This is a genomic window from Pseudomonas sp. GW821-FHT04C07 (assembly GCF_059420325.1).
On record NZ_JBWKTM010000003.1, the window covers coordinates 254,729 to 275,116 of the forward strand.

15 protein-coding genes and 1 pseudogene are annotated in these 20,388 nt (G+C 57.3%); 9 read left to right on the plus strand and 7 right to left on the minus strand.

Annotation, left to right across the window (positions count from 1 at the left end; all coding sequences use genetic code 11):
• Positions 1–24 precede the first annotated feature (24 nt).
• A complete protein-coding gene (locus tag AC07UI_RS07925) occupies positions 25–2,532 on the minus strand; it encodes a glucose/quinate/shikimate family membrane-bound PQQ-dependent dehydrogenase (RefSeq protein WP_494991958.1) in 2,508 nt (835 codons plus the stop codon).
• A gap of 36 nt (positions 2,533–2,568) precedes the next feature.
• Positions 2,569–2,865 (minus strand): annotated as a pseudogene (locus AC07UI_RS07930) (carbohydrate porin); the annotation flags it as partial.
• 118 nt (positions 2,866–2,983) lie between these two features.
• Between AC07UI_RS07930 and AC07UI_RS07935 the strand changes: the two are divergent.
• Both AC07UI_RS07935 and AC07UI_RS07940 read left to right on the plus strand, forming a co-directional pair.
• Positions 2,984–3,214, plus strand: coding sequence for a VF530 family protein (locus tag AC07UI_RS07935; protein WP_494991959.1), 231 nt, complete (start codon positions 2,984–2,986; stop codon positions 3,212–3,214).
• A gap of 9 nt (positions 3,215–3,223) precedes the next feature.
• Complete coding sequence (locus AC07UI_RS07940; RefSeq protein WP_494991960.1) at positions 3,224–3,877, plus strand: Pr6Pr family membrane protein; 654 nt, start codon at positions 3,224–3,226, stop codon at positions 3,875–3,877.
• A 177-nt stretch (positions 3,878–4,054) separates the two neighbouring features.
• Here the strand turns inward: AC07UI_RS07940 and AC07UI_RS07945 are convergent, their stop codons facing one another.
• From AC07UI_RS07945 to AC07UI_RS07955, 3 genes are all read right to left on the minus strand, one after another.
• Positions 4,055–4,855 (minus strand): siderophore-interacting protein, encoded by an 801-nt coding sequence (locus AC07UI_RS07945; RefSeq protein ID WP_494991961.1) that lies wholly within the window; start codon positions 4,853–4,855, stop codon positions 4,055–4,057.
• Complete coding sequence (locus tag AC07UI_RS07950; protein WP_494991962.1) at positions 4,852–5,418, minus strand: PadR family transcriptional regulator; 567 nt, start codon at positions 5,416–5,418, stop codon at positions 4,852–4,854. The genes AC07UI_RS07945 and AC07UI_RS07950 overlap by 4 nt, the downstream gene beginning before the upstream one ends.
• A 398-nt stretch (positions 5,419–5,816) precedes the next feature.
• Positions 5,817–8,945, minus strand: a complete 3,129-nt coding sequence (locus AC07UI_RS07955) for a biosynthetic peptidoglycan transglycosylase (RefSeq protein ID WP_494991963.1) — start codon at positions 8,943–8,945, stop codon at positions 5,817–5,819.
• 505 nt (positions 8,946–9,450) lie between these two features.
• On the opposite strand from AC07UI_RS07955, the gene AC07UI_RS07960 reads away from it, so the two are divergent.
• Complete coding sequence (locus AC07UI_RS07960) at positions 9,451–10,869, plus strand: amino acid permease (protein WP_494991964.1); 1,419 nt, start codon at positions 9,451–9,453, stop codon at positions 10,867–10,869.
• A gap of 71 nt (positions 10,870–10,940) precedes the next feature.
• On the opposite strand, the gene AC07UI_RS07965 is transcribed toward AC07UI_RS07960, so the two are convergent.
• Positions 10,941–12,065: an OpgC family protein gene (locus AC07UI_RS07965; RefSeq protein ID WP_494991965.1), complete on the minus strand. Its 1,125-nt coding sequence runs from the start codon at positions 12,063–12,065 to the stop codon at positions 10,941–10,943.
• Between the two features lie 422 nt (positions 12,066–12,487).
• Here AC07UI_RS07965 and AC07UI_RS07970 point away from each other — a divergent pair, with 422 nt between their 5' ends.
• From AC07UI_RS07970 to AC07UI_RS07985, 4 genes are all read left to right on the plus strand, one after another.
• On the plus strand, positions 12,488–12,868 hold the full coding sequence (locus AC07UI_RS07970) for a GtrA family protein (RefSeq protein ID WP_494992144.1): 381 nt from the start codon (positions 12,488–12,490) through the stop codon (positions 12,866–12,868).
• Positions 12,865–13,806 (plus strand): glycosyltransferase family 2 protein, encoded by a 942-nt coding sequence (locus AC07UI_RS07975; RefSeq protein WP_494991966.1) that lies wholly within the window; start codon positions 12,865–12,867, stop codon positions 13,804–13,806. The genes AC07UI_RS07970 and AC07UI_RS07975 overlap by 4 nt, the downstream gene beginning before the upstream one ends.
• A 40-nt stretch (positions 13,807–13,846) precedes the next feature.
• Positions 13,847–15,331, plus strand: a complete 1,485-nt coding sequence (locus tag AC07UI_RS07980) for a glucosyltransferase domain-containing protein (RefSeq protein WP_494991967.1) — start codon at positions 13,847–13,849, stop codon at positions 15,329–15,331.
• 83 nt (positions 15,332–15,414) lie between these two features.
• Positions 15,415–16,959, plus strand: coding sequence for a glycosyltransferase family 39 protein (locus AC07UI_RS07985; RefSeq protein WP_494991968.1), 1,545 nt, complete (start codon positions 15,415–15,417; stop codon positions 16,957–16,959).
• 137 nt (positions 16,960–17,096) lie between these two features.
• On the opposite strand, the gene AC07UI_RS07990 is transcribed toward AC07UI_RS07985, so the two are convergent.
• On the minus strand, positions 17,097–17,897 hold the full coding sequence (locus AC07UI_RS07990; RefSeq protein ID WP_494991969.1) for a helix-turn-helix transcriptional regulator: 801 nt from the start codon (positions 17,895–17,897) through the stop codon (positions 17,097–17,099).
• 127 nt (positions 17,898–18,024) lie between these two features.
• Between AC07UI_RS07990 and AC07UI_RS07995 the strand changes: the two genes are divergently transcribed.
• The gene (locus AC07UI_RS07995; protein ID WP_494991970.1) at positions 18,025–18,846 is read left to right on the plus strand and encodes a carbon-nitrogen hydrolase family protein; all 822 of its coding nucleotides are present in this window, start codon (positions 18,025–18,027) and stop codon (positions 18,844–18,846) included.
• 205 nt (positions 18,847–19,051) lie between these two features.
• Complete coding sequence (locus AC07UI_RS08000) at positions 19,052–20,377, plus strand: APC family permease (RefSeq protein WP_494991971.1); 1,326 nt, start codon at positions 19,052–19,054, stop codon at positions 20,375–20,377.
• The last annotated feature ends 11 nt before the right edge of the window (positions 20,378–20,388 follow it).

The window sequence follows — 20,388 nt, forward strand, 5'->3', positions numbered from 1 at the left end:
CCCTTCCTTTACTGCCGCCAGGGCTTAATCCGGCAGTTTGAACGCCAGGACGTAGTCGCCCTGTTTGGTGCCCAGCGAGCCGTGACCGCCAGCCATGACCAGCACGTATTGCTTGCCATCTTTACCGGTGTAGGTCATCGGGGTGGTTTGGGCACCTGCTGGCAGGCGACCTTCCCACAGCTGCTTGCCGTTTTTAACGTCGTAGGCACGCAGGTACTGGTCGAGGGTGCCGCTGAGGAAGGCAACGCCTCCTGCGGTGGTGAAGGTCCCGCCCAGACTTGGCACGCCCATGCTCAGAGGGATCGGAATCGGCGAGCTGTCACGTACGGTGCCGTTTTTGTGTTTCCAGATGGTTTTTTGCGTGGTCAAGTCCACTGCGGCTACATAACCCCAGGCCGGAGCCTGGCAAGGCAAGCCCATCGGCGACAGCAGCGCTTCGAGGATCACGCCATACGGCGCGCCTTTGTTCGGCTGGACGCCTTGGGTTTCGCTTTTGCGTGGGCCTTGGGCGGCGATTTGCGCAGCCGGGATCAACCTGGATTTGAACGCCATGTAGCTAGGGTTCACGAAGGCGATTTGCCGCACCGGGTCGATAGACAAACCGCCCCAGTCGAACACACCGAAGTTGCCGGGATAGATGACCGAACCTTGCAGCGATGGCGGGGTGAACGGGCCGTCATAACGCATGGATTTGAAAGTGATCCGGCAGAGCATCTGATCGAATGGCGTCACGCCCCACATATCGCGCTCTTTGAGGGGCGGCGGCATGAAGTTCAGGTCGGACCTGGGCTGAGTCGGGGAGGTATGGTCGCTAGCTACCGCGCCTTGCGGAACCGGCACTTCATTGATCGGGACAATCGGTCTGCCGGTGCTGCGATCCAGCACGTAGATGCTGCCTTGCTTGGTCGACGCGAGGACCGCCTTTTTTACACCGTCAGTGGTTTTCATGTCCACGAGCGTAGGTTGACCACCGACGTCCATGTCCCACAGGTCATGGTGAGTGAACTGGAAGGTCCAGCGTACGTGGCCGGTGTCGATGTCGAGTGCGGTCAGGCCCGCGCTGTATTTTTCCGATTCAGGGGTGCGACCACCGCCCCACTGGTCAGGTGTCTGGTTGCCCATCGGCAGGTAAAGCATGCCGAGTTTTTCGTCGACGCTGAACATGGACCACATGTTCGGTGAGTTGCGGGTGTAGGTCTGGCCTTCAATAATCGGGGTGGTGTTTTCCGGATTGCCGCTGTCCCAGTTCCACACCAGGCGACCGGTGTGCACGTCGAACGCGCGGATCACGCCGCTTGGCTCATCGGTGGAGACGTTGTCGGTGACGTGGCCGCCAATGACCACCAGGTTCCTGGTCACCGCCGGTGGCGAGGTGGAGTAGTAGCCGCCAGGGGCGAAGGTGCCGATGTTGGCGCGCAGGTCGACTTGACCCTTGTCGCCGAAGTCTTCGCACATCTTGCCGGTGTCGGCGTTCAGGGCGATCAGACGCGTGTCGGCGGTCGGCAGGAATATGCGCCGCGGGCACACGTTGGCGACAATCGCAGCGACTGGAATGGCAGTTGGCGTTGCAGCTGGCTTCCTGGTCGCTGGCTTGGTCGCTGGCTTGGCCGGGATTTTCTTAGTGGCAGTGGCGGCGTAGGCAGCGTCATCGTGGTATGACACGCCACGGCAGGTCATGTGTGCCCAACCTTTGAAGTTCGCCGCATTCTGCGTGCTCAACTTCGGATCGAAGCGCCAGATTTCCTTGCCGGTGTCCGGGTCCAGTGCGATCACCTGGCTGTGGGGCGTGCAGACATAGAGCATGCCGTTGACTTTCAGCGGGGTGTTTTCGGCGGTGGTTTCACCTGGATCGCCAGGCCCTGGGAGGTCACCGGTGCGATAGGTCCAGGCCGGCACCAGCTTACTGACGTTTTGCACGGTGATCTGCGTCAGCGGCGAGTAACGGTCGCCATGAGCGCTGCGACCATAGGAATTCCAGTCACCGTCGGGCATGGCCGGGGCGGTGTTGGTCATGCCGGGTACCGCATCGCGCTCCAGCTGGCCCTTGATTTCACCTGGGTTGGTGTACTGGCTGGCCAGCGCCGTAGCGCCGGCGAGGACCACGGCCATGCTCAGCGCGCTGGTACCCATCGTCGCGTTTTGGCCGCTCTGCAACGGACGGCGCAACCACGGCAGCAGCAGAACGATACCGAAGGCAAACAACAGCGCCAGACGTGGCACCAGTTGCCACCAGTCCAGGCCGACTTCCCACAATGCCCACACCGTACTGGCGAACAGCACCAGTGCGTACAGGCTCAGAGCGGCACGGCGTGCAGCGAGCAGCAAAAAACCGGTCACGACCAGGCCGATACCGGCCAGCAGGTAATACAGCGAGCCGCCGAGCATGCTCAGCTTGATCCCCCCGGCCAACAAGGCCAAGCCCATTAGCAGCAGCAGGATACCGAGCAGGCTCGGCGGCAGGCGGCTTGGACTGAAAGGACCGTCAGTGCTCATAGTGTGGTTCTCCGTGACGTTAAGGGTATTCCCACGCATGTTTACTGTAGATGAGGATCAGGCGCGGGCCTGGTTGATGAGCTGCTGCACACCCAGCCAGACCCCGTGTTTACTCGAACTGCTGCGATAGGCTTGGCCATTCAACGCAGCAGGCTGGTCGTTGCGGTCTTTATAAACGTCAGTGGCCTTGGCATTACCGTAGTAGTAACCCGCGCGATATCCCCCGGCAGGCCATTGATCGTTGGTGTCCAGACCCGCTCTATCGGCAGGATCGCCCCCTGGACGCGGCTGCCTTTGAACTTGAGACCGTTGCCGCGATCAAGATACGACGGGTTTTGTTCGTAGGCCCCCGACCTGCGCATAGGGTTCGGGCGCCGATCTTTTCCATTTCACCTACAGTTCACTTTCTAGCGCATAGAGCCCTTCCACCCGACGATGCCCTCGGCTAAGGTGCGCGGCTTCCTTTTCTTTCTTCGTTCAAAGGCCTGGCATGACTGCACCGAACAACAACCCGCTGCACGGCGTGACCCTGGAACAGATTCTCACCGCACTGGTTGAACACTACGGATGGTCGGGGCTGGCCGAGCGCATTGATATTCGCTGCTTCAAGAGCGATCCGAGCATCAAATCGAGCCTGACCTTCCTGCGCAAAACTCCATGGGCGCGTGAGAAAGTTGAAGCCTTGTACGTAAAATTGCAGCGCACAAAACGCCCAATCTAGGGAAAAGGGATGCACAACGGACAATCTCAGCCTTCACGCCGGATGCGTGGTTTTATAGCGGTTGCCGCAGTGTTGGGCTGGTCGGGACTAGTCATTCAGCAGTATCTGATCCTTTACTCTCGCTGGACGGCTGAAGCCAGCCTGCTGGGCGGGCTGGTGAACTTCTTCAGTTTCTTTACAGTACTCAACAACACGCTGGTCGCAGTGGTGCTGACCTACGCGCTGAGCACGCGAGTGTCGAAGGGACGGGATTTCTTTCTTCAGCCGTGGGTCAGCAGCGGGATCGCGGTAAGCATTGCGGTGGTCAATCTGGCTTACAGCCTGTTGCTGCGCCATCTCTGGCATCCGCAAGGCTGGCAACTGCTGGCTGACGAGTTGTTGCATGACGTGATGCCCGCGTTGTTCATCCTGTATTGGTGGTGGTGTGTACCGAAAGGGACATTGCGTCTCAAGCACATCGCAGGGTGGGCGATCTACCCGCTGGTGTATTTCGCCTACGCCCTGCTGCGCGGGCATTCGTTGGGGTTGTACCAATATCCCTTTATCGATGTTGACCGGTTGGGTTACCCACAGGTGTTCATCAATGCCGGTGGGATATGGATGGGGTTTGTGCTGGTTTCGCTGGTGCTGGTTGGGGTGGATCGGTGGCGGGGGAGACGTTAAGCGATGCAAGTCCTGTAGCAGCTACCGAAGGCTGTGTTCGCTTCGCAGTCGCGTTCGAGCGCAGCAGTCGTTAAAAACCATGCTGCGTTTCGACGTGAAGATTGAGTCGTCTGGATTACGACCACTTCGTGGCCGAACGCAGCCTGGCGGCAGTTGCTACAACAGATCCTTTCGGAGTCACTCTTCGTCACTGCCCTCCAATCGCCAATACCCGACGGCCTTGACGAACGCTTCATTGAGCCGGTGTTCATCGAGCAGCACCCGGCGAATCTGTCGGGACACCTTGGTTTCAGTCGCCACCCAGGCATAGAGCTCGCCGGTCGGCATTTGCAGTTGCTGCACGGTGCTCAACAGATCCTGTTGACCGCCCTGGCGCAGCACCCAGATCACCTCGACCTGCGCGGCGCTGTCCAGTGTTTGCTGTTCGGCAGCGTTTTCCACTTCAACGACCACAAGCGCGCGACGATTGGCACTCAGGCCTTCAAGGCGGCGGGCGATGGCGGGCAGGGCGGTTTCGTCGCCGATCAGCAGATAGCTGTCGAAGATGTCCGGTACAACCATCGAACCGCGCGGCCCACCGATATGCAGGTACTGGCCGGGCTTGGCCAGCTCGGCCCAGGTCGACGCAGGGCCGTCGCCGTGCAGGACAAAGTCGATGTCCAGTTCAAGGGTTTCCAGGTCATAGCGTCGTGGCGTGTAGTCGCGCATGGCAGGCATTGGGCCGCCATCTTTGCCAGCGCCGAGCACCAGGGTTTCCAGCGCTGCCTGTTCGGCGGCCGTCTGGGGGAATAGCAGCTTTACATGATCATCGGTGCCCAGGCTGACAAACCCGGCCAGCTGCGGCCCACCCAGCGTGATCCGGCGCATGCGTGGCGTCAGGTCGACTACTCGCAGCACTTCCAGGCGACGACGTTTGATCTCATGGCTGACACGGTGAATCGTTTGCACATTAATCGTTTGCACATTAACTGCAGTCATTCGGCTTTCTCCGGTGCAGATTGAACGGCCGGGCCGTCGACGATGGCCTTGGCGGTGTTGTTCAGCAGGTCGCGAACACGCAGGATTTCTTCCGGGCTCCAGCGCCCGTGATGCATATGCAGGGCATGGCGCAGGTTGTGCACGGCTTCGTGGATCTCCGCCGGACGGTCATGCCCGCGCAATGAGCGCTTGCTGACATCAATGCGCATGCGCACGCCATCCAGGGCAATCGCTTGCTCGCTTAAAGAAAGACGACCGGCGTCGGTCACGCTGTAGCGTTTTTTCCCGCCTTCGGCGTCACCCAGAATCAGTTCGCTTTCTTCCAGGAAGGTCAGCGTCGGGTAAATCACGCCCGGGCTTGGGCTGTAGGCGCCCTCGAACATGCCTTCGATCTGGCGGATCAGATCGTAGCCGTGGCACGGCTGTTCGGCGATCAGCGCCAGCAACAACAATTTCAGATCACCGGGGGCGAAGACCCGCGGCCCACGGCTACCGCGTAAACGCCCGGGGGCGAAGCCGTCGCGGCCGTCAACGTGCTCTCGATGGGGATGATGCTCTCTCATTTTCCCGTTCTCTCTTCGGGTTTAGATACAACTTAAGATATATCTTATTGAGAAAGCAAGAAGACAAGACCGGTGGTGTTTTTTGAGTGCATGTGAGGGGGCGTGGGGCTCTTCTTCTGACTGAGGGATCTCGACAGACTTGCGCGCAAAACCTGTGGGCCCTCGATCAGGTACTTCATTGATCGGATTCACGAATTGCTCGGGGTGCCATATTGCTTGGGCGAGGCATCGATTGCAGCCGCGTGACTGTTTCAGAGTTCAGAGCGAGGCTGGAGTAAAACTGCCGCTCACCGTTGCAGCGATGCAGCGTTTACGAGGCGATACGGTCGATCAGCAAGATCCGCGCCGGCTGATGTTGTGTTTTTCACGCGCAAGGTTGGGGCCGGATCAACCCGGCCTCAACGTCCTGCCACCGTTCCTTTGCATAACGTGTTGCCACCTGGCAGCAGGTAAGGCGTGAGAATCGGCGCCATACCTTTGAGCACTTGCACTGGCAACGCGGAGGTGAATTTGTAGGCTTGGGCCGAGGCGCCCGGAACGAACGCGGTCAACGTGCCAAAGTGATGCTCACCGATGTAGAACACAAAGGTCGCGGTGCGGTTGATCGACTTGGAGCTCAGAACTCGCCCACCGGGGCCGAAGGCTTCAATGCGGTTGTCGCCAGTGCCGGTCTTGCCACCCATGGCCAGTGGTGTGCCATTAGGCAGTTTGAAAGTGCCGGCGACCCGTTTCGCGGTGCCGGCATCCACCACTTGCGACAACACTTCGCGCATCGCCGTCGCCACTTCCGAAGGCATCACTCGCTTACCTTTGTCCGGGTCATTGACCAGCCAGGTTTCGTAGGGCGTGCCGGCGGCGAAGTGCAGGCTGTCGATGCGCAGGGTCGGCATACGCACGCCATCGTTGAGGATGGTGCCGATCAGCTCTGCCAGAGCCGCCGGGCGATCGCCGGAGCTGCCGATGGCGGTGGCCAGTGACGGTACCAGGTGATCGAATGGGTAGCCGACTTTCTGCCAGCGCTGATGGATATCGAGGAACGCCTCTATCTCCAGCATGGTGCGGATCCGACTGTCGCGAGCGCTCTTGTGTTTGCTCTTGAACAGCCAGCTATAGACTTCCTGACGTTCGAATTCACTGGCTTTCACGATCTGGCTGAACTTGGCGTCAGGGTTGTTCAGCAAATACCCCATCAGCCACAAGTCCAGAGGGTGAACTTTGGCAATGAAGCCCTGATCCGGCAGGTCATAGGTACCGGGGCCGTAGCTTCGATAGAGCTTTGCCAGGCGCTCGTCAGTGAGTTTCTCGGTGACCTTTTTGTCTTTGTCGATGCTCTTGGCGGTTTTCAAATGCGAGCGCACGAAGCGGTTGAAGCTCTCCTGACTGGCCTCCGGCAGCAGGTAGCGGTGTACCGCTGCGAGGCGGATCGGTGTCGGGTGCATGCCGTCCAGGAAGGTCTCGAGGCGGGCCTGGGTGTCCTTTTTCTGGTATTTCTTCCAGAAGCGCAACAGGAACGCAGTGCCCTCGCGGTCGGCGAATTGGGCCAGATACTCCTGACGCCGTGGGTCACCGTCGTCCTTGAGCAATAGGGCGCTGCTATTGGGGCTCGAGTAGGTGCTGTAGCGCACCAGGTCGCGCATCAAGCGAATGAACGGCAGGTTGATCGACTCGCGTATGGCATCGCGCAGGGTCGGGCTGCGACCGTTGTCTTCGCTGCGGAAGTTGTGGAACGTGTGTAGCCCGCCGCCGGTGAAAAAGGCCTCGCCGGGGCTCGCCGAGTATGTGCGATCGAGGGCCGCGGAGAGCATTTTTGGCAGGCTGCGGTCGGTGTTCTGGATCATGTAGTCGACAGCCCAGCGGGTGATCCGGTCCTGGTCGGCGACTTCGGTATTTTTCAGCTCTGCCGGGGTTTTCTCTCCATAACGGTCGTGCAGTTCGGAGATGATTTGCAGGTAAGTGGTCAGTACCCGCAGCTTGGCGGTGGAGCCCAGCTCCAGCTTGCTGCCTTCGTTGATATCGAACGGCTGATCGGTGCTGTCGGTCTGTACCCGGACCCGCGAACCGTCGGGGGTGCGTTCGAACAGGGTGAAGCTGTAGCGCACTTGCGTGGTGCTGGTGGGCGTCAGCAGGTGTTCGCCAAACAGGCCCAGTTGTGCGGCGTACGCCGGGTCGGCCAGATGCTTGAGGTACGCGGTGGCCTTGGTTTGCAGTTCGTTCTGCAAGGTGCTCGTGGCGGACAGGTCAAGGCGGTCCAGGTCATACAACGGACGGTTGAGCATGGCCGCCAGACGACTGCGGGCAACGCTGATGCCCTTGTTGGATTCAATCGGCTGGATGGTCGGTTGTGTCTGCCAGTCGCGGTAAGTCACCTTGCTGGCCAGGGCTGCGGCCGACAACTGATCATCTATCACGCCGTTTTGCGCGAGCAGGCGGATGTGGCTGTCGGTGAGGTCCGCCAGTTCATTGCGACCCTTGGCCAAGTAATGCGAAGGTCGGCGCTGGGCGATCATCAGCGACAATACCTCACGCAAGGCCAGACCTTTTTTCGCCAGACTCTTCGGATCGCTCGCGTTGCTGGCCAGGTCCTGGTTGACCTGATTGAAGTCCGCGCCATACCAGACCCGCAGGCCCTCGGCCATGCCATGCACTTCACCATGGCCAGGCACCGCTGACAGCGGCACGCTGTTGAGGTAGTCGCGGACGATGTTTTGCCGTGCCTCAAGAGTTTGCGGGCCATCCTGATAGGCGCGCACGCTGGCGGAGATCATTTGCCGGATTTTCTCGCTGCCGGAAACGGTCAGACCGTCCGGAGAGTGCCGATACTTCTCGAGTTGCGTGGCCAGAGTACTGCCGCCAGCAGTCTGGCCGGGTAAATGAAGCAGTTTCGCCACTTGTGACCACGCCGCTTTGCCAAAACGCGGCCAGTCCACCGCCGGGTTGGCCAATGGCTGTTGGGGATCGAGCAGATCGCGGTTTTCGATAAACAGCAGGCTGTTTATCACCAGCGGTGGAATCGCCGAAAAGCTTGAATAGAGCTGCTGCGGATAGTTGTACTGGTACAGCGGCGCAGCGCGGCAATCGGTTATCGACAGCCCGGCCTGGATTTTCTCCGTATACGGCACAAAGAAGCCTTTTTCGCTGTAACCGAATAACGCCGGGGAAAAACGGGTCTGCGACTGGATCATATAGTTGCGCTTGAGCAGCCGCGGCAGGAATTCACCCAGGGAGCTGTAGCCCAGGCGTTTGTCGAACGGGCCGGCGCCCGGATAGAAAATCGAATCGCTGGCGCCGGGCTCGATGGAGTAACTCAGCGACGAGGCGAATTTGCTGAACTCGCGCGCCTGCACTTTCGAGGTTCGCATCTCCTTGGTGGCGGCGAAGCCCAGAACAATCAAGGTAATCAGCAGTAACAACCAGAACAGCCGCCACCAGTGCCAGCGGCGACGAGGTCTTTTCTGTATAGGCGCTTCATCCACGCGGTCAGTTGGCTCCATAGTTTTACTCGAATCGGATTGCCACAAAGCGCCCATAGTCGACTGATCCATTCACGCAGATTTATCGGACTTGTTTGAAGCTTAGACGGTGGTTGGAACTGGTGAAAAATATGTGAAGGAGAATGTGTTTTGAGACGACCACTCACCACAGGGGGGAGCACTTGGCTTGACAGGTCATGCCCCTGGAAGCATTTGAATAGAGCCATCGCTCAGACAAATACGGCGTAGGTAGGGGGCATTGCGATGCACCATTTCTGTGCAATACTCGATGCCGTTTTGCAGACACGAGGAGGCCCGAAACCCAGGTAATGCCCCCTCCGTTCAAGCGGCTTATACCGCGAGTTCTCGCTGAATCCAGTCGTTTATATAGTGAAAAGCCCTGATAAGAGCTTTTTATACTGCACGCCCGCTGATCTTGCAGGATTTGCCCTGCAAGACGTGCCAACCCACGAAGTTGGCCCGGTATCAGGAAGTACAGGCTTATCGGTCGGTATTTCGAATACCAGTGGTTCATATCCAATAACAAGACGAGGTTGTACCCATGCCAGTTGGCAATCATCTGCCCCACGGCGAGACCGCTCAGGGCGGCCCGCTCAAACGCGAACTCGGTGAACGGCATATTCGCTTGATGGCGCTTGGCGCCTGTATCGGTGTCGGTTTGTTCCTGGGTTCGGCCAAGGCTATCGAAATGGCCGGCCCGGCGATCATGCTGTCCTACATCATCGGCGGCCTGGCGATTCTGGTGATCATGCGCGCCCTCGGTGAGATGGCCGTGCATAACCCGGTAGCCGGCTCTTTCAGCCGCTACGCTCAAGACTACCTTGGCCCGTTGGCGGGTTTTCTCACTGGCTGGAATTACTGGTTCCTGTGGCTGGTGACCTGCGTCGCGGAAATCACAGCGGTCGCCGTTTACATGGGCATCTGGTTCCCCGATGTGCCGCGCTGGATCTGGGCGTTGGCGGCGTTGGTGAGCATGGGCTCGATCAACCTGATCGCGGTCAAGGCCTTCGGTGAATTCGAGTTCTGGTTTGCCCTGATCAAAATCGTCACGATCATCGCGATGGTCGTCGGCGGCATCGGTGTGATTGCTTTCGGTTTCGGCAACGACGGCGTGGCGCTGGGGATTTCCAACTTGTGGAACCATGGCGGTTTCATGCCTAACGGCATCCAGGGTGTGTTGATGTCCCTGCAAATGGTGATGTTCGCCTACCTGGGCGTCGAGATGATCGGCCTGACCGCCGGTGAAGCGAAGAACCCGCAGAAGACTATTCCGAATGCAATCGGCTCGGTGTTCTGGCGCATCCTGCTGTTCTACGTCGGCGCGCTGTTCGTGATCCTGTCGATTTACCCGTGGAATGAAATCGGCACTCAAGGCAGCCCGTTTGTGATGACCTTTGAGCGTCTGGGGATCAAGACTGCTGCCGGTATCATCAACTTCGTGGTGATCACTGCGGCACTGTCCTCCTGCAACGGCGGCATCTTCAGCACCGGTCGCATGCTCTACAGCCTGGCCCAGAATGACCAGGCCCCGGCAGTCTTTGCCAAGACGAGCAACGGTGTGCCACGTCGCGCGTTGCTGCTGTCGATCGGTGCTTTGCTGCTGGGCGTGTTACTCAACTATCTGGTGCCTGAGAAGGTCTTCGTCTGGGTTACCGCGATTGCCACCTTCGGCGCAATCTGGACCTGGGTGATGATCCTGCTGGCACAGCTCAAGTTCCGTAAAGGCCTGAGCCCGGCTGAACGTGCGGGTCTCAAATACCGCATGTGGCTGTACCCGGTAAGTTCGTACCTGGCGCTGGGGTTCCTGGTGCTGGTGGTGGGCCTGATGGCTTACTTCCCGGATACTCGCATCGCCCTGTATGTCGGCCCGGCGTTTCTGGTGCTGCTGACGGTGCTGTTCTACGTGTTCAAGCTGCAACCGGCCAATGCGCTGCAGGGTGCGGTGCGTTCGGCGTCGTAATTGGTAGATTGAGAAAAGCAAAAGCCCCGGCCGAGTGATCGGGGCTTTTTGTTTTTCAAGATATTTTGACGTTAAGCCGCTACGACCTGTACCGGGCGGTTCAAGCGCTTGTTCAAGTCCAGCCACGCCGCCAGCACGGCCATCAATCCCACCCCCAGCACGGCGCTGAATACCTGCATCGCCAAGGTATCTCCGGCCAGGGCGTTGAGCATGTCCGCCAGCGGCGCGAGCAGCACGCCGAAACAAAATACCTCCAGCGAATAACGACCCATGCGGCAGCTTTGCTGCGCCAACCAGTTTTGTGTCCAGCCGCTGCTTGGCAACAGCTTTGCGGTGACGTAGGCGAGGGCCAGGAAGTGCAGCAGACGCGTCGGCGAAAGGTTGGTCTTGCTGATCGGGTAGAGCCATTCACCGAGCATTTTTGGCATGAAGGCGTCATGTACGGTCGGCCATTTCCACGAGAGTGCGATCAACCCTGTGATCAGCAGATAGATCGCCGCTGCGACAAACAACGGCTGGCGAGGCAAGGAACGGTTTTGCGGCATGGCTGGCCGCTGCCCGTGAATTGCCGCTGCACCACCGAGGATAAACAGCAGTTGCCAGGCCATCGGATTGAAGAACCACACGCCGCCGTCCGTAGCCGCCAGGTTCCACTGGAACCACGGCGCCAGCAGATACACTGCCACCGATAGCAGCACCACGTATTCAGCCTTGTGCAACAGCATTGGCAAAACCAGCGGCAAGCCGAGCAACAACAGGATGTACAGCGGCAGCGGGTCCATCAGGTTCGGTTTGAAGCGCAGCAACAGCTCATCGACCAATGCTTGCTGCGGATTGCTCAGGAAATACTGGAGACCCATTTCCTGCACCAGATCGCGGGTTTGCACATGGCTGTTGGCGAAAAATACGATGCCCATCAGCAGCGCCAGCAGGAAGATATGCACCACGTACAGCACCCAGGCGCGTCGCAGGATCTTCACACCGGCGATCAGATAACCATCGCGCTGGACGATCCTGCCGTAGGCCAGTACCGCTGCATAACCTGCCAGAAACACGAAGATTTCCGCCGCGTCGCTGAAACCGAAATTGCGCACGGTGAAATGGGCGAGCGGACTTTGCGGCACGTGATCCCAGAAAATGAAGATCAGCGCCAGGCCGCGAAAGAAATCTATGCGAGGGTCGCGTCCGTTAAGCATCACAGCGGGCTCTTGAGCGAATATTAAGCAAGGAGTGGCGGACAAAACAAAAGATTGCGTGCCGCACATCGGCGGCGCGCAGGGTGGCGTGGTTCGCCGGCAATTGCAAAGGTTGGGTATTACTGGATGTCTCAGACGCAGGAACGCAGGGGGCTGTCAGTGATCTGTTAATTAAAACGAGTCGGTAGAATGGCGTTTTGTCCACTGGTCTAATTGCGGGTCTGAAAGTAGACAAGTGGGCGCAGGGTGCCTAGCGTGGAGTACAGACCGCTCTTGTCTGAAAGCCGCAGTAGTGTTCGCAAAGAACGGTGCGTACGTCATATCTCCTGGAGCAGGAAGGTGTCGTTCGGTGAGTCGTGGATTGACCACTCAAGTCAATGGAACAGGTGCCAGCAGGTTAATCGGAAATAAACGCCATGGCCATGGATGTAAAGCCTGTGTTTCACGGCTTTTACAGATTCGTCTCAGTCGGTCTTCTTAATACGTTGATTCACTGGTCGACGTTTTTTGTTCTACACGCGCTCATGGGCTTTCGTCAGGCGCCAAGTAACCTCGCAGCCTTTTGTGTGGCAGTTTCATTTTCCTTTTATGCCAATGCGCGATACACCTTCAAACTAAAAGCCACTGCTTCGCGCTATCTGCTGTTTGTCGGGTTTATGGGCGTGTTGAGTCTTGGCGTGGGTTATGCGGGGGACCGATTACAGCTGCCGGGGTTGATCACCCTGGTTGTCTTTTCCGCCATCAGTCTGGTGTGCGGTTTCTTTTACTCGAAATTCTTCGTTTTCCAGGAGCGTGAGACGTGAAAGTTTCGCTGATCGTTCCAGTGTTCAATGAGGAACAGGCGATTAACCTGTTTTATAACGCTGTCCGCCAGCAATTGTCGCTCGATGAGTGCGAGGTCGAGATCGTTTTTGTAAACGACGGCAGTTCGGACCAGACCGCCGAGCAGGCCAAAGCCCTCGCGTTGGCCGATGACAATGTGTTGGTCATCAATTTCTCGCGCAACTTTGGCAAGGAGCCGGCGTTGTTTGCCGGGCTTGAGTATGCCACAGGGGACGCTGTGATTCCGATGGATGTCGATCTGCAGGACCCGATCAATGTAATTCCTCAGTTGATCCAGGAGTGGAAGAACGGGGCCGATGTGGTTCTCGCCAAACGTCATGGTCGCGCCGCCGACGGTTATCTGAAACGGCATAGCGCGGCACTGTTTTACCACCTGCTAAACAGGATCGCCTACACCAGGATCGAAGAAAACGTGGGTGATTTCCGGCTGATGGACCGCAAGGTCGTGAATGTGATCCGCACGCTTCCGGAACACCAGCTATTCATGAAGGGCGTCCTGTCGTGGGCGGGATTCAATACCGTGGTCATCGAGTATGAGCGGGCCGAGCGAGTGGCGGGAACGAGCAAGTTCAACGGTTGGAAACTGTGGAACCTGGCGCTGGAGGGTATTACTTCTTTCAGTACTGTGCCGTTGCGGTTGTGGACTTATATCGGTACCGGGATTTCCTTGTTTGCGATCCTTTACGCGATTTATATGGTGCTGGATAAAATTTTCTTTGGTAACAGTGTGCCTGGCTACCCTTCGTTGATGACCGCTATTCTGTTTCTGGGCGGTGTGCAGCTTATTGGTATCGGCATACTCGGTGAGTATGTCGGCAGAATTTATATTGAAGCGAAGCATCGGCCCAGATACGTGGTGAAGGATGTCATAGGCGGCAAAAACAGGCCAGGGCTATAAAAAATCCAGTGAAGTTCAGGGCTGAGAAAGGAGCGCTGAAATGAGTGTGGTCAGTTTTTTGGACAAGAAACTGGATGGGCGTGAAGTACGGGTGTTTTTTTTGATCAGCGCTTTCATTTACATATTTCCTCTGGTTCTGACGGATTACTATTATATTGACGATAACTGGCGGTCATTGGCTGCCGGAACAGCCTGGGCAGGTCAGGGGCGGTTATGGGCTGATCTGTTTTACAATGCGTTGACGTTTTCGTCGGGCGCGCCAAATATTTTCCCATTACCACTTTTAATTGCAACGTTCGCAATGGCCCACGCCTTGACGAGCCTGACGATGCACTACTACAAAAAAATCACCGTTTCATGTTGCTTTGTGCTGTTACCCCTTTGGTATAACCCGTTTTTCCTGCAGAACCTGTCTTATCAATACGATGGACCTGCCATGACGTTGAGTCTGGTCGCCATTATTTATGCGATGACCTTTCGGGCGAAGTCTGCGGTGCTGCAAGTTGTGGTGCCCGGCATACTGATAGCAACGGGGATAGGGCTTTATCAGTTGAGTATTAATGTATTTCTGGGACTTTGCTGTGTCGAACTGATCAGGGCTGTCAATGACGAAGTGTCATGGGGTTCGTTATGTTCGTTGGTTAAGTGGAAAATTGCACAGTTGATGGTGGGCGGGGTTGTTTATTACGTGGTAGCTTATCCATTTATTATTCAGGAACGCTTGCCACTGCTGGAATGGAGTATGAATGGATTTCTCCAGGTTGAAACCAGTCTCGGTGTCCTGGCAAACAAAGTTGCTCTGCTTTTTCATGGAGGGAATTTCTGGTTGCTTTGGGCTGTGCTGCTTTGTGCCGGAGCCGGGACAATACGGGTCGGGTTCACCATAGTTAAACGGAAAGAGAGTGTTCTGAAAAAAATAATACTGAGTTTGATCTGTCTCCTGACCCTGCCTGTTCTGCTGTTGCTTGTTCCGGGTGCCACGCTGGTTTTCAGGGATTTCAATGAGGGCGCAAGAACCTTGATGGGCTTTGCCGTATTGCTGGTGTTTTTGTTTTATTTGAGTCATCTGGTGCTGGAGGTTATTGATCCGCGACTGAGCGTTCTGCTGGCGGTACCTCTGCTAAGCATGCTTTCTCTGTCCTATGCGTATGGACGCGTTCTGAATGTGCAGAAAGAATTCGCCACCAGTGCACTGTTTTCGCTCGAACATGACATCGCGTCCAATCAGCGCCTGCGAGAAGCCAAACGAATATATATGTCGGTTACTTATTCCGATCACTGGCTGTCGGGTGCGACAGGCTCTTTTGAGTTGATGCCGGTGCTGGCTTATGTTTTAAATGTGGACTTTTTCATGTTGTCCGAAAATTTGCCCAGGGTAGGCATCACTAATGTGGTCACCGAAGGAGAACGGAGAAATGCGACGCGGGTAGGTTATAGAGGCTATCCAGCGGTGGTGGATAGCAAGTTCTATAACATCTACCTGGTGGGCGACTATGGTTTCATTGTCATGAAAGAACCACCATGAATCGAAAAGTTCATATGTAAATAGCGCTAGGCGCAATAGTGCGTCAAATGAACGAGCCTTTCTGAAAAGGATTGTTTAACGCGATGAGACTTTATTCCGTTGATCAAGCAAACCCTCGGCAGCTGTTCGTCGACGGCCTTGGCCTGGTCGCTATAGTCACACTCGCGTTGATTGTGCGCTTCCACGGTATTAGCGTGCCGGGCATCTGGTATGACGAAGCGTACAGCCTGCTGCTAAGCGAAAAGTCTCCCAGGCTGATCTGGTTCAATACTGCGCGGGACGTTCATCCACCTCTCTATTATCTCCTGCTGCATTACTGGATGAGATTGTTTGGAAACAGCGTCGTGTCTGTACGAGGTCTGAGTGCGCTGGTCGATGTGGGAACGCTGTTGCTCTGCATGAAACTGATGAGTCTGGTTGCAACCCGCAGAGCAACCTGGATGGCAGCCTTGCTGCTGGCGTTGCTGCCGATCTCGGTTCGCTACAGCCAGGAAGTTCGAATGTACACGATGGTGGGTTTTTGGCTCATGGGCGCAACCGTGGCTTTTGTGTGTTGGGTCAAAACACCGCAGCACATACGTTATCCGGTTATTTATGTGTTGCTGATGACGTCCGCGTTTTATACGAATTACTTCGCGGCTCTTTGCGCATTGGTTCATTGGCTTTACTGGTGGAGGGGGCAAATCGCTGGTCGTGGCACGGCGCTACCCGCCCGGGCATGGGGACTGGCTAATGGTGCAATTGCCTTGCTCTATTTACCGTGGCTGCCCCATTTCATTGATCAACTGCTACATATCGGCGGGCTCGGATGGATACCGCCTGTCACCTGGCAGACATTGTTGGGCGCTGTAGCGCAATTCACCGTGATGAAGGATGCTGCGGATGGCTCGGTGTTGTGGGCAATAGTCCTGTCAGCGTTAGTCGTTTTGGCGGCGGCAATGGTGGTCCTGAAGGATCGCAACGATCAAAGGTTCAGTCTGTTGCTGGTCGGTTATTTTTTTGTGCCGGTACTCACTGTCTTTCTGATGTCCTTGGTCGTTCCAGTGTTTGTCGCCAGGTACCTGGTGTTTGCGGCCGTCGGATTGCCCCTCATCGCAGCGGTTGCGCTGGATGCATTGGCCGAACGACGAGCGGTCATCGCGTTTATTGCCATGGTTGTTTTTGTCATGGGGGAAATACAGGGGCTGCTGATTGTCTATGAGCAAACGGATGGGCTGAACGGGACATCCGTTCGCAAAGTGGCCAGGCTGGACACTGTGGCGGCCGGTATCAATCGCCAGGCTCGTCCAGATGACGAGATCGTGGTCGACGGTTTGTACTGGTATTTACCGTTCATGTACTACAACACTACGGGCATCCAGCCGAGGCTGTACGTTTCCAGATCGTCATCCGGTGAGTCCCGAGGACCTTACAATTACGGTGGATGGGTGCTCATCCCCCAACGTCTGGACTGGATTTTTTTTAACGACGTTTCCGCGTTGAAACTGAGTGCCGGCAGAGTCTGGTGGGTGACGGGAAAACCCCAGCCCGAAGATGTCGTGACATTTCCAATGGAGTGGAAACAGACGTTGACGATCAAGGGCGGGGAGGTCGAAGCCCGTCTTTTTATCCTTGGAAGCGGGCGCTGACGTGACTGTCAATCGCCCCCTTGTAGGAGCGAGCTTGCTCGCGATGGACGTTAACGATAACGCATGCTTTCTGAATAAACGCGTCGCCCTTGAGTCCATCGCGAGCAATCGAGCGTCGACCGGCTGCTCCTACAGCGTCAGGCACTCTGCGCCTGGAGAAATATCGAGAACAGCTCGGACTGGGACTTGATCCCCAGCTTGCTGTACATGTGTTTCTTATGGACCTTCACGGTTTCGACGGAGATTTCCAGTTTGCGGGCGATTTCCTTGCTTGAGCAGCCGCTGAGCATCAAACGCCCGACATCCAGCTCGCGGGCCGTCAGTTGCGCGCCCTTGAGCTGCTGCACCGAAGCTTCCAGCTGAATCCGCCAGTCGCCCTGTGGCGCGGTTTGTGGTGCCACCAGCACTTCGTTGATTTCATAGGGTAAGCGCTGGCGCAACAGGCCAAGCACCCAGGGCTGGATCAGCGACAACAGGGCGATCTGCTCGGGGCTGAAGCATTGCCGGGAGCCCAGCGACAGGCACAACGTCCGGTCGCCATCGAGCTGGCAATTGAACTGGATTTCATCGGCCACCACATTCAGACGAAAGTAGCGCTGGTAATACTCGGTCAGTTCGAAGTGCTCTGGCGCGACTTCGGCCAGGCGATAGAGACCCGTTTGGGATTGCTCGCGGCTGGCGATGTAGAACGGGTCGAGCAGGTACAGGCCCTTGAGGTAATCCTGAAACAATTGATCGGGGCTGCCGTCCTCGCCCGGGCATTCGGCGAACACTTGCGGGCGCTGAGCATTGCTGAAAAGCAGCGCGACCCAGCTGTCGAAGGCCACGTACTGATCGAGCAGGCGCACCAGTTGCGTCCAGAAGTTGGGTTTGTCGAGGGTATCGATCATTTGCCCGACCGAGCGGTGCCAGGCGATGTCTTCAAGCGTGAGCGTCATACGTCTACCCCTATCGGGTTACCCCAGCCGCGTAATTCCCCCGGCTGCTTGCAGCTGCGCATACTGAACGCAGATCCAGTGGCCGGGCAACATTCTGCCAGTCCGGCGAATAGAACAAGGAAAACCCATGAAGGTCGAATTAGCCCAATTGGCGGGCCGTGACAACGGCACAGCTTACAACCTTGAGCGAGCCTTGGTGGCGATTGCTGCCTGCGCCGTCGATACGCAGTTGATTGTGTTCCCGGAAACCCACTTGATGGGCTTCCCGTCTGCCGAGACCGTGGCCCGGATCGCCGAGCCGCTGGACGGTCCGACCGTCACTGCCGTGCTGCAGGCCGCGCGTGAGCGCAATATCGCTGTGGTGATCGGCGTCGCGGAGAACGATCACGGGCATTTCTACAACACCACCTTGCTGATCACGCCTGAAGGCATCGCCCTGAAGTACCGCAAGACCCACCTCTGGGCCTCGGATCGAGGGGTGTTCAGTGCCGGTGATCGTTACGCGACCTGCCAGTGGAACGGTGTGCGGGTGGGCTTACTGATCTGCTACGACATCGAATTCCCGGAAACCGCCCGTGCGTTGGCGCAGCTGGGGGCTGAGCTGCTGATTGTCACCAACGGCAACATGGACCCCTACGGTCTGACCCACCGCACCGCGATCATGGCTCGCGCCCAGGAAAACCAGGCGTTTGCGCTGATGGTCAACCGGGTGGAAGAGGGTGATGGCGGGCTGCTGTTTGCCGGTGGCAGTGCGCTGGTGGATCCGTTCGGCAGCCTGTTGTTCGAGGCTGGACGGGAAGAAGGGACATTCGCTGTTGAGCTGGATGTGAGTCGGCTGGCGGCAGCGCGGCGCGATTATCGGTACCTGGATGACCAGCGGCTCAGGTTGCCTGGTGAGGTGATTGAGCATGCTGATGGGCTGCGGGAGTTGATGATTCCTGCGGCATAGATCGTTCCCACGCTCTGCGACGGATCGTTCCCACGCTCTGCGTGGGAATGCAGCCCGTGACGCTCCGCGTCACAGAAGCGGACGCGGAGCGTCCTTAGAGGCGTTACCACGCGGAGCGTGGGAACGATCAATAACAACTAGCAACACCTGCTGTTTTCGCCGAACTCGGCTCTGCCATAAATCTAATAAATCGGAGTAGTCGCTCATGGCTCGTTTGCAACGCACCCTGTCGTTAGGGTCGGTGGTGCTGTTTGGCATCGCTTATATGACGCCGATCATCGTTCTCGGCACCTTTGGCATTCTCGCGCAATCCACCGCCGGCATGGTCCCGGCCGCGTATCTGGCGGCGCTGGTGGCGATGTTCTTTACCGCCATGAGCTACGGGCGAATGGCTGCGGCGTTCCCGGTTGCGGGGTCCGCTTACAGCTATGTGCGCAAAGCCATCAGCCCCAAACTCGGTTTCATCGCTGGCTGGGCGGTGTTGCTCGATTACCTGTTCCTGCCGATGGCAATCTGGTTGATCGGTGCGGCATACCTGAGCTCGGCATTCCCGGCGGTGCCGCAGTGGATCTGGGTGTTGGCGTTCATTGGGATCACCAGTGCGATCAACATCGTCGGCCTGAAACTGGCCAACGGTATCAACGCCTTGCTGATGGTGGTGCAGTTTCTGGTGTTGGTGGCATTCGTCGCGCTGTGCATCCATTACATCGGTGATGACGCCAGCAAACCGTTGTGGACGGTTGCACCGTTCTTCAGCGGCGACATGCAGATGCCGCTGGTCATGAGCGGGGCGGCTATCGCCTGTTACTCGTTCCTCGGTTTCGATGCGGTCAGCACGCTCACTGAAGAAACCCGTGAGCCTCGTCGCACCATCCCCCGGGCGATCATGTTGATCACTCTTATCGGCGGGCTGATTTTCGTCGGCGTGTCGTACTTCGTGCAGATCGCACATCCGTCGTTTCAGTTCGACAACGCCGACTCGGCGGCCTATGAGATTGCCCGCAACGTTGGCGGTGATCTGTTCGTTTCGATCTTTCTGATCGGTCTGATCGTCGGCCAGTTCGCTTCGGGCCTGGCGGCGCAGGCCAGCGGTTCGCGTCTGCTGTTCGCCATGGGGCGTGACGGTGTATTGCCCAAATCCTTTTTCGGCGCCTTGCATGAGCGCTTCGACACACCGGTCAACAGCATCCTGCTCTGTGCCGTGGTGGCTTTGCTGGCATTGAAACTGGACGTGACGACCTCCACCTCGTTCATCAACTTCGGTGCGTTTCTGGCGTTCAGTCTGGTGAATCTGTCGGTGATCTTTCACTACTGGATCGGTGGCGACAAACGCGGTCCGCGCGAGTTGCTGCTGTTTCTGATTTTTCCGTTGATCGGGCTGGTGGCGGACTTGTGGCTGATGGTCAGTCTCGATCATCTGGCGATTTATCTGGGGGGGAGTTGGCTGGCGATTGGTTTCGTGTATCTGGGGGTGCTCACCGGCGGTTTCCGTCGCCAGCCACCGGAGATGGATTTCCAGGAAGCGGCGTAAGCTGTCTGATA

Coding starts and splice junctions, on each gene's coding strand:
- AC07UI_RS07985 (WP_494991968.1), top strand. CDS start 15,415: ATGAGACTTTATTCCGTTGATCAAGCAAACCCTCGGCAGCTGTTCGTC.
- AC07UI_RS07955 (WP_494991963.1), bottom strand. CDS start 8,945: ATGGGCGCTTTGTGGCAATCCGATTCGAGTAAAACTATGGAGCCAACT.
- AC07UI_RS07940 (WP_494991960.1), top strand. CDS start 3,224: ATGCACAACGGACAATCTCAGCCTTCACGCCGGATGCGTGGTTTTATA.
- AC07UI_RS07925 (WP_494991958.1), bottom strand. CDS start 2,532: ATGCGTGGGAATACCCTTAACGTCACGGAGAACCACACTATGAGCACT.
- AC07UI_RS07960 (WP_494991964.1), top strand. CDS start 9,451: ATGCCAGTTGGCAATCATCTGCCCCACGGCGAGACCGCTCAGGGCGGC.
- AC07UI_RS08000 (WP_494991971.1), top strand. CDS start 19,052: ATGGCTCGTTTGCAACGCACCCTGTCGTTAGGGTCGGTGGTGCTGTTT.
- AC07UI_RS07990 (WP_494991969.1), bottom strand. CDS start 17,897: ATGACGCTCACGCTTGAAGACATCGCCTGGCACCGCTCGGTCGGGCAA.
- AC07UI_RS07950 (WP_494991962.1), bottom strand. CDS start 5,418: ATGAGAGAGCATCATCCCCATCGAGAGCACGTTGACGGCCGCGACGGC.
- AC07UI_RS07980 (WP_494991967.1), top strand. CDS start 13,847: ATGAGTGTGGTCAGTTTTTTGGACAAGAAACTGGATGGGCGTGAAGTA.
- AC07UI_RS07995 (WP_494991970.1), top strand. CDS start 18,025: ATGAAGGTCGAATTAGCCCAATTGGCGGGCCGTGACAACGGCACAGCT.
- AC07UI_RS07970 (WP_494992144.1), top strand. CDS start 12,488: ATGGATGTAAAGCCTGTGTTTCACGGCTTTTACAGATTCGTCTCAGTC.
- AC07UI_RS07965 (WP_494991965.1), bottom strand. CDS start 12,065: ATGCTTAACGGACGCGACCCTCGCATAGATTTCTTTCGCGGCCTGGCG.
- AC07UI_RS07935 (WP_494991959.1), top strand. CDS start 2,984: ATGACTGCACCGAACAACAACCCGCTGCACGGCGTGACCCTGGAACAG.
- AC07UI_RS07945 (WP_494991961.1), bottom strand. CDS start 4,855: ATGACTGCAGTTAATGTGCAAACGATTAATGTGCAAACGATTCACCGT.